Origin of the sequence: uncultured Mucilaginibacter sp. (assembly GCF_903893715.1) — a bacterium.
Taxonomy (GTDB): domain Bacteria; phylum Bacteroidota; class Bacteroidia; order Sphingobacteriales; family Sphingobacteriaceae; genus Mucilaginibacter.
Genome location: NZ_CAITNG010000120.1, coordinates 1 through 3918 on the forward strand (window position 1 = coordinate 1; position 3918 = coordinate 3918).

A 3918-nucleotide genomic window follows, 5' to 3' on the forward strand; every position below is an offset into this window, starting at 1 on the left:
CCGCCGGTATAGCGCACGAAATAAACAACCCCATAAACTTCGTAAAATCGAACGTTAAACCACTCAAGCTGGATCTTGACGAAGTTTTTGCCCTGCTCGATAAATATGCCCTCCTGGAATCCCAGCCCGGCAATACCGATTTGGCTACAGATATTGCCACCTACAAAAAACAAATCGACGTTGATTTTATCAAAAACGAAATAGCTGAACTGCTGGCCGGCATAGAAGACGGCGCATCGCGCACTGCCGAAATTATCCAAAGCCTTCGTGCATTTAGCCGCACCGACGAGGTTGAATTGAAACTCACCGACATCAATAAAACCATACTCAATACCCTGGTGATACTGCGCAGCAGCATCCCCCATTATATTGAAATCACGCCGGTTTTAAACAAATTGCCCTTGCTAAACTGCTATCCGGGTAAAATAAACCAGGTGTTTATGAACATTATACAAAATGGGATTCAGGCCATCGTAGCAAAAAAGAAGCATCAAAAAGAGCGTATTGCCATCACCACCAAAGACTATCCTGAGCACATCAGCATCGAAATAAGCGATACTGGCGTGGGCATGACCGAGGAAGTAAAGCAGAAAATTTACGATCCTTTTTTTACCACCAAAGATGTTGGCGAAGGCACCGGTCTTGGCCTTTCAATTGTATTCGGTATCATCGAAAAACACAAAGGCTCCATCGAGGTTAAAACAAAACCCGGCAAAGGCACAAGCTTTTTAATTATGCTGCCAAAGACATTGACGTAGATGGTCAAGTAGCAGTTTTAAGTAGCAGTGGCAGTCCTACAAAAAAAACACTTTTATCGTCCAATTAAGCAGCAGTTTTGCTGTCAATATTGCGACAAAAAAACTGCTACTGCTACTGCCACTTAAAACTATCCCCTAAGCCTCTTCCTTAAAATAAACCTTATAGTAGTTCATGGCCTTGTCATCATCAAAACCCTTTTCTATCAGGTTTTTATCACCATGTATGTAGATATGAAAGTTACGGTCCAGTTTCAATACGCTTTTATAAACCCGGCTCTGCTTTTTTACCGCCGCTCCCGAAATATCGAACGTCGAGCCGATTTCGGTTTCGTGGTCCAGTTCGTATTGCTCTTTATAGCTCTTAAACGATTCTATCGCCTTTGGGTTGCCCAACACCTCATCGCCAAACTCATCAAGGTTAAACGTATCGTTCTCCTTAAAGTATTTGATGGATTTGTTCAACAGATCAATTTTATCCGTTTTATCCAGTTCAAACTCATCGTCCAGCTTTTGGGTGATGAAATTTTTATAAATGCTTAAAGTATTGCTGGTTTGGTTAAAACTATCGTTACGGATGCGCAACTTCAAAAAATCATCCTTCCAGTATACTGCTTCGTTGTTGCGGTTAGTTTGGTCGACCACTAATACTTTATAGCCTTCTTCCTTCTCGCAGTTAAATATCAGGCAGCCTTTATCCAGTTTATTGATATTGATACCATCAGGCTCATACTCCATATTAAAGCCACCGGTATCAGGATACACTTTTAGGTACGTCTCCTTGTTTTCCGATTTGAATATACCTATCGCGGTCAACAACTCCCCCTCCAGTTGAATATCCTTGAAAAGCGCTACATACAACTCGCCCGATTTGATCTTCGGATGATTGGTTTGCTCGAACAAATATTTGGTAATCTGTTCACTCAACTCATGAAATCGCCCTTCGTCTTCAAACACCTGCGTACAAAAATGAAAAAGCTCGTTCAGGTTTAAATCATTGCTCGAGTGCATAAAACGGTACACCTCGTTCACTTTTTCAAATGGGGTTAAAAAGTATTGCATCAGCAATTTGCCCAACAACTCATCTTTCAAAGCTATTGGTTGTTGCGATAGCACGTAAAATTCGTCAAGTAGTTTATTACCAACACGATGGATGGAGAGTGTATTAAGCGAGGCCTCAAATGATGCGATCATATGGTTTTTTATAGGTGCAAAGAAAGCAAAATGCAATTGTTTGCGAATTATTTAACAATTATGTGGAGAAATTGTAAATAATTTCATCATTTGAAAAATTTTTGTAGTATTTTTGAAATAAGCAAGCTATAATATGAATATTTTTATTGGCAACCTGCCTTATAAAATTGAAGAATCGGAGCTAAGGGAGTTGTTCGAAGACTACGGCGAAGTAACTTCGCTTAAAATTATTACCGACAGGCAAACCGGCCAAAGCAAAGGTTTTGGCTTCGCCGAAATGACCGACAAAGAATCGGCGCTCAAAGCCATTGAAGACCTCAACGCAGCCGAAATTTATGGCCGCAACATTGTGGTAAAAGAAGCCGAACCAAAACCCGAAGGTGCCCGAAAGCCTTTCCGCAGCGGCAGCGAAGGTGGCTATAAAGGCGGTGGCGGTTACAAGGGCGGTGGCGGCGGCTATAACAAAGGCGGCGGTTACGGCGACAAAGGCAGCTACAGCAAAGACTGATTCCACTTCTCTCAAACCACACCTGCATCATGAACTGGCCTCGTGGTGTTTCACGGTATCTGTAATTCTCTTTTTATTTTTTAATACATAAGCAGCATTTTAAGCCGCTCATGGCTGTTTTTCCATCCCGAAATGTCAACATCAACCCCCAAAAAAGTATCGCCGCTTATGGTCATCATTGCGTATGCCATCGTCTACATCGTTTGGGGTTCCACCTATTTTTCTATCCGGGTAGCCTTGCAAGGTGGCTTCCCTCCTATGCTTTTGGGGGCTTTCCGCTTTTTGCTGGCCGGCGTTTTGCTATTGGTCTGGTGTGCCCTTAGGGGCGAAAAGTTGTTCATCCTCAAAAATGTACTCAACGCGGCGGTTAGCGGTGTGTTGCTGCTGTTTGTAGGTATAGGTATTGTGATTTGGGTAGAGCAAACATTACCAAGCGCCATGGCGGCTATCCTCGTATCGGCAGCGCCCATTTGGTTTGTATTGCTTGATTACCCTAAATGGAGCGAAAACCTGCGCAATAAATGGACCATCACCGGCCTCATCATCGGCTTTTTGGGGGTGATATTGCTCTTTGCCGAACAAGTGATCAAAGCTTTCGCCGACAAAGGCATCACCACTAATTTAACGGGCATGGCCATGCTCATCATCGGCTCCATGTGTTGGACGGCCGGCTCCATTTATTCAAAATACCGTGCTACATCAGGCTCCGGTTGCGTTAACGCGGCATGGCAAATGCTCACCGCCGGCATCCTTTTTATACCCGCCAGCCTTATGAGCGGCGAAGTTCAGCATTTAAACCTGCCGGCCATTACCGCAAACGCGTGGTTGGGCATGGCTTATTTAGTGGTTTTTGGTTCTATAGCGGGGTTTAGCGCCTATGTTTGGCTGTTACAGGTACGCCCCATAACGCAGGTAAGCACCTATGCCTATATCAACCCGGTTGTAGCAGTTTTACTGGGGATATTCTTCGCGCACGAACACATTACCTTTTGGCTAATTATGGGCCTATGCGTTATTTTGGGAAGTGTCTTACTCATCAACATGGCTAAATACCATTCAGCCAAAAGCATAAAGCTAAAAGCGCAAAGCTAAAAGCTGAAAATGCTTTATGCTTTTAGCATTGTGCTCAACAGCTTATTTATTCAGTTCCTCCTCAATCCTTAACTGCAGCGCTCTTTTAAATTCATCGCTCAATTTATAATTCTCGCTCTCCGAGTCGCGGAACAATTGCTGCACCATATCATTTATCATGGCGCTTTGCTTACCATACAAACGGCAAAGCGAACACCCCGCCAGGTGTATACGCAATTCAATTACCTCGCGGAAGGTCAGGGGTTGATATACCTTCTTCTCCAGCAACAGCGTGGCTTGCTTACAGTTCCGTTGTATTTTCTTTAAAACTCCCATAGCTCAAATTTTAAACCCAGTTTTTTTGAAGGCAAGCCCGTAAATTAAGCTTCG

5 protein-coding genes are annotated in these 3918 nt (G+C 43.5%); 3 read left to right on the forward strand and 2 right to left on the reverse strand.

The window, feature by feature from the left end:
• Positions 1–758, forward strand: a 758-nt coding sequence (locus QZX97_RS13785; protein ID WP_295664726.1) for an ATP-binding protein, incomplete at its 5' end; no start/stop codon positions are given.
• A 135-nt stretch (positions 759–893) separates the two neighbouring features.
• Here the strand turns inward: QZX97_RS13785 and QZX97_RS13790 are convergent.
• Positions 894–1949, reverse strand: a complete 1056-nt coding sequence (locus tag QZX97_RS13790) for a nucleoid-associated protein (RefSeq protein WP_295654990.1) — start codon at positions 1947–1949, stop codon at positions 894–896.
• Positions 1950–2082: 133 nt separating this feature from the next.
• On the opposite strand from QZX97_RS13790, the gene QZX97_RS13795 reads away from it, so the two are divergent.
• Together QZX97_RS13795 and QZX97_RS13800 are read left to right on the forward strand one after the other, a co-directional pair.
• Complete coding sequence (locus QZX97_RS13795; protein WP_295654992.1) at positions 2083–2457, forward strand: RNA-binding protein; 375 nt, start codon at positions 2083–2085, stop codon at positions 2455–2457.
• 132 nt (positions 2458–2589) lie between these two features.
• Positions 2590–3549, forward strand: coding sequence for an EamA family transporter (locus tag QZX97_RS13800; RefSeq protein ID WP_295664727.1), 960 nt, complete (start codon positions 2590–2592; stop codon positions 3547–3549).
• A 42-nt stretch (positions 3550–3591) separates the two neighbouring features.
• On the opposite strand, the gene QZX97_RS13805 is transcribed toward QZX97_RS13800, so the two are convergent.
• Positions 3592–3864 carry a hypothetical protein gene (locus QZX97_RS13805; RefSeq protein ID WP_295664728.1) on the reverse strand — a complete coding sequence of 91 codons (273 nt, stop codon included), beginning with the start codon at positions 3862–3864 and terminating at the stop codon, positions 3592–3594.
• Positions 3865–3918: the final 54 nt, after the last annotated feature.